The organism is Pseudomonas baetica, assembly GCF_051216495.1.
In the GTDB taxonomy this organism is placed as follows: domain Bacteria; phylum Pseudomonadota; class Gammaproteobacteria; order Pseudomonadales; family Pseudomonadaceae; genus Aquipseudomonas; species Aquipseudomonas baetica_B.
The window spans coordinates 1-3474 of the sequence record NZ_JBPKAM010000215.1; the positions used below are offsets into that span (position 1 = coordinate 1).

General features: G+C 62.8%; 4 protein-coding genes. 1 reads left to right on the forward strand and 3 read right to left on the reverse strand.

All coding sequences use genetic code 11. The features are described 5' to 3' along the window. Positions 1 to 112 precede the first annotated feature (112 nt). Positions 113 to 1549, forward strand: coding sequence for an FAD/NAD(P)-binding protein (locus ACSFE6_RS31205; RefSeq protein ID WP_435431216.1), 1437 nt, complete (start codon positions 113 to 115; stop codon positions 1547 to 1549). A gap of 118 nt (positions 1550 to 1667) precedes the next feature. Here ACSFE6_RS31205 and ACSFE6_RS31210 read toward each other — a convergent pair whose 3' ends face one another. The 3 genes from ACSFE6_RS31210 to ACSFE6_RS31220 form a co-directional block, all read right to left on the reverse strand. After that, entirely contained in the window at positions 1668 to 1892 is a 225-nt protein-coding gene (locus tag ACSFE6_RS31210) for a hypothetical protein (RefSeq protein ID WP_435431217.1), read from the reverse strand. A gap of 216 nt (positions 1893 to 2108) precedes the next feature. Continuing rightward, a complete protein-coding gene (locus ACSFE6_RS31215; protein WP_435431218.1) occupies positions 2109 to 2423 on the reverse strand; it encodes a phage infection protein in 315 nt (104 codons plus the stop codon). A 172-nt stretch (positions 2424 to 2595) separates the two neighbouring features. Next, positions 2596 to 3330 carry a response regulator gene (locus tag ACSFE6_RS31220; RefSeq protein ID WP_435431219.1) on the reverse strand — a complete coding sequence of 245 codons (735 nt, stop codon included), beginning with the start codon at positions 3328 to 3330 and terminating at the stop codon, positions 2596 to 2598. Between the last annotated feature and the right edge of the window lie 144 nt (positions 3331 to 3474).

Sequence of the window (3474 nt, forward strand, 5' to 3'; positions counted from 1 at the left end):
CCCCCGCTCCCACAGACCACTTCCTACTTTGGTACTACTGAATGAACTTTCCAGGTTTTGGTGCCTATTATCGTCATGGCAGTGACTTCTATTGGGAATCAGTGAGAACGGCATGAGTGAAATCCACAACGGACAGGCCACCGATGCCATCCGGCACGCGGACATCCTGATCGTCGGCGGTGGTTTGAGCGGCACGATGCTGGCGGCGCAATTGCTGCGCCTGCCGGGCCGCCGCCAGGTGTTGGTGATCGAACCCCGCACCGAACTTGGCCGGGGCGAGGCCTATAGCGCCGTGGAGCTGGGGCACACGCTCAACGGCAATGCGGCGCGCATGAGCGTCGACCCGGACAACGCCGACGACCTGACCCAATGGCTGACCGCATTCATCGCCGGCGGCGGCTGGCCGGAATCGGACGAGCAGCATGTGCCGGTCAGCGAGCTGTTCCCGCCACGGGGCATTTTCGGACTGTACGTGCAGCAGCGTCTGAGCGAGGCGCAAGCGGTGGGGGCGTTGAATGGTTCGACAGTCGAGCATGTGCGGGCCGAGGTGGTGGACCTTCAAACCGCTGCCGATTCGGTGCGCTTGACCTTGAGCGACGGCCAGCGTTTGCAGGGGGCCTTTGCCGTGCTCGCCACCGGCATGTTCCCCGCCGCACGCACGCCGCAGACCGAATCCAGTGGTTTGAACGCCGCAGCCCTCGATCCATGGGACGTGGCCGCCATGCAGCAGCTCGATCCACAGTCGACGGTGCTGATCATCGGCTCCGGCCTGACCATGGTCGATGCCGTGGTGTCGTTGGAACAGGCCGGGCATCGCGGGCCGATCGAAGTGTTTTCCCGGCATGGACTGTTGCCCCATGTACGGCGCCAACCACCGACCTGGGTGGACTTCCTCGCCGAGGACCACGGTATTCGCACGCCTCGACAGTTAGTGCGCGAACTGCGCCGGCATTGCCGCGAGGCCATCGCGCAGGGCATCGACTGGCAGGCGCCGCTGGACACCGTGCGCGCTCATATCGGTCGCTTGTGGAACCAAGCCAGCGATGTGCAGCGTCGCCAGTTCGTACGGCATGTGCGACCGTGGTGGGAAAGCCATCACCATCGCTCGCCGCCGTTGAGCGCCGAACTGGTAGCGCGCTTGCATGAAGAAGGGCGGTTGCGGATTCAGGCCGCGTCATTCAAAGGGCTTGAGTCTGCTTCGGGCGGCGCGGTGAGCATTCGCATTCGTCGTCGGGGCGAAGCCCAAACGGTTGTCGTCAGTGGCGCGGCGTTGATCAACTCCAGCGGTATCGAGTACGACTGGCGCCGGGTGGCGCGACCGCTGCCGCAACAGTTGCTGGCGCGTGGGTTGATCAAACCGGGACCGTTGGCGCTGGGGATCGCCGCCGAGGTGGATGGGGCGGTGCTGGCTGCGGAGGGGCGGGCGAGTGAACGGCTGTTTGCCATGGGGCCGCCGTTGCGGGGGATGTGGTGGGAGAGTACGGCGGTGACCGATGTGGCGAGTCAGGCCAAGGCTCTCGCCGCGCGGTTGGTTGAGGGCTACCTGTAGGAGCGAGCTTGCTCGCGATAAGCGTCAGGACAACGCGATCATCCAGACACACCGCGTTATCGTTGACGTCCATCGCGAGCAAGCTTGCTCCTACAAAGATGAAGCTCAAAGTGGCTGATCAATAGCGCTGATACTTGGAACCGAACTCAGGACGGTTTTCCGCGACGTAGAGTTTCGCTTTCTGGCTGTCCTGGCGGTCGATGCTGACGGTATTCACGTTCAGCGTGGCCGGTTGGCTGACGTGCGTAGTCGCGACGATGGGCAAGGTGGCATGTGGGGCGGCGATGGCGGAGGTGGCGCCAAGAACCGAAAGGGCGAAACCGAGACCGATGATGCTTTTCATGATGGTGCTCCAGAGCGTGGGAAGAAGATGGGGCCACTGTAGTGCTGGAGCGCGGCGATGAGAAAACACCCTTGCGCATAGTTGTTATCGAGTACGTTGATTCTGTTAAGCCTGCTCGCGAATGCGGTGTGTCAGGCTACTCAAATGTGGCTGACACTCCCTCTTCGCGAGCAGGCTCGCTCCCACAGGGGTTCCATGTTGTGGGGGCGGACGCGATCAGTAACGTTGATATTTCGAACCGAATTCGGCGCGGTTTTCGGCGACGGTCACACCGCCGCGCTCACGCAGCTCTTGCAGGCGATCCGCACCACCTTCGGCCACGCGCTCACGAAGTTCTTGCAAACGATCGGCACCGCCTTCAGCCACGCGATTTTGTTGCAAGCGATCCGAGCCACCTTCTGCCAACAGCGCTTGGGTGGAAGTCGGCGCCGCAACACTCGCGGTGTTGGCCGAGGCCAGGTTCGACAGGCCAAGACCGCCCACCAGAGCCAGGCCGAGTGCCAGGGACGAAACTTTCGAGAAGTTGAACATGGTTGATTCTCCGTGCGTTTAAGTAGTGAGAGGTCCGTAGCGCGTGCTAGCGGGTGGTCACAGTTAAACGCCGGGGTGTATCGCCGATGTGTGCCGCAATGACGCGAAATCGGCGTTTGCGTATCGCAACGGGGTTTTTATACAGACTGATACACATCTGTCGGAGGAAGGCTCATTCCTCCAGCATTTGAACCGGGTAGGAGAAAACATAACCCTCACTGCGCACGGTCTTGATGTAGGTGGATTCCCGGGAGTCATCCTTCAACCGTTGGCGCAGGCGGCTCACCAGCAGGTCGATGGAGCGGTCGAACAGGTCGGCGTCGCGGCCCTGGGTCAGGTTGAGCAACTGGTCGCGGCTGAGCACCCGTTGCGGGTGATCGAGGAACACCCGCAGCAAGCGGTATTCGGCGCCGCTGAGGGCCACCAGGGTGTCGTCTTCGTCCAGCAAATGCCGGGCGGTGGTGTCCAGGCGCCAGCGGCCGAAACCGAGCATGCGCCCGCTCTCGGTGATCAGCAGGTTGGGCGGTAGCATCCGGGTACGGCGCAGCACGGCGTTGATGCGCGCCAAGAGTTCACGGGCGGCGAAGGGTTTGGTCAGGTAGTCGTCGGCGCCCATTTCCAGGCCGAGGATGCGGTCGGTTTCGTCGTTGCGCGCGGTGAGCATCAGGATCGGCGTGGCTTTGTGCTTGCCCGAGCGTAATTCGCGGCACAGCACCAGGCCGTCGTCGCCAGGCAGCATGATGTCCAGCACGATCAGGTCGACCTGATTGGCCTCCAGAAAGCTGCGCATTTGCCGGCCGTCGGCGACCACGGTGGTGCGCAGGCCGTTTTTCTTCAGGTAGTTGCCGACGAGCTCACGAATTTCGCGGTCATCGTCGACGATCAGGATGTGATTGACGTGGTCCATGGGTCGATCCTTTTGTTATTCAGGTGACGCTTTCCTGTAGGAGCGGGGGGGGGGGGGGGGGGGGGGGGGAGGGGGGGGAGGGGGGGGGGGGTGGGGGTGGGGGGGGTGGGGGGTTCCAGTCGCTGATCTCACTCTCCAAGAACA

Bases quoted from the DNA above. Each gene is read 5' to 3' on its own strand.
- ACSFE6_RS31205 (WP_435431216.1), top strand. From the start codon at position 113: ATGAGTGAAATCCACAACGGACAGGCCACCGATGCCATCCGGCACGCG.
- ACSFE6_RS31210 (WP_435431217.1), bottom strand. From the start codon at position 1,892: ATGAAAAGCATCATCGGTCTCGGTTTCGCCCTTTCGGTTCTTGGCGCC.
- ACSFE6_RS31215 (WP_435431218.1), bottom strand. From the start codon at position 2,423: ATGTTCAACTTCTCGAAAGTTTCGTCCCTGGCACTCGGCCTGGCTCTG.
- ACSFE6_RS31220 (WP_435431219.1), bottom strand. From the start codon at position 3,330: ATGGACCACGTCAATCACATCCTGATCGTCGACGATGACCGCGAAATT.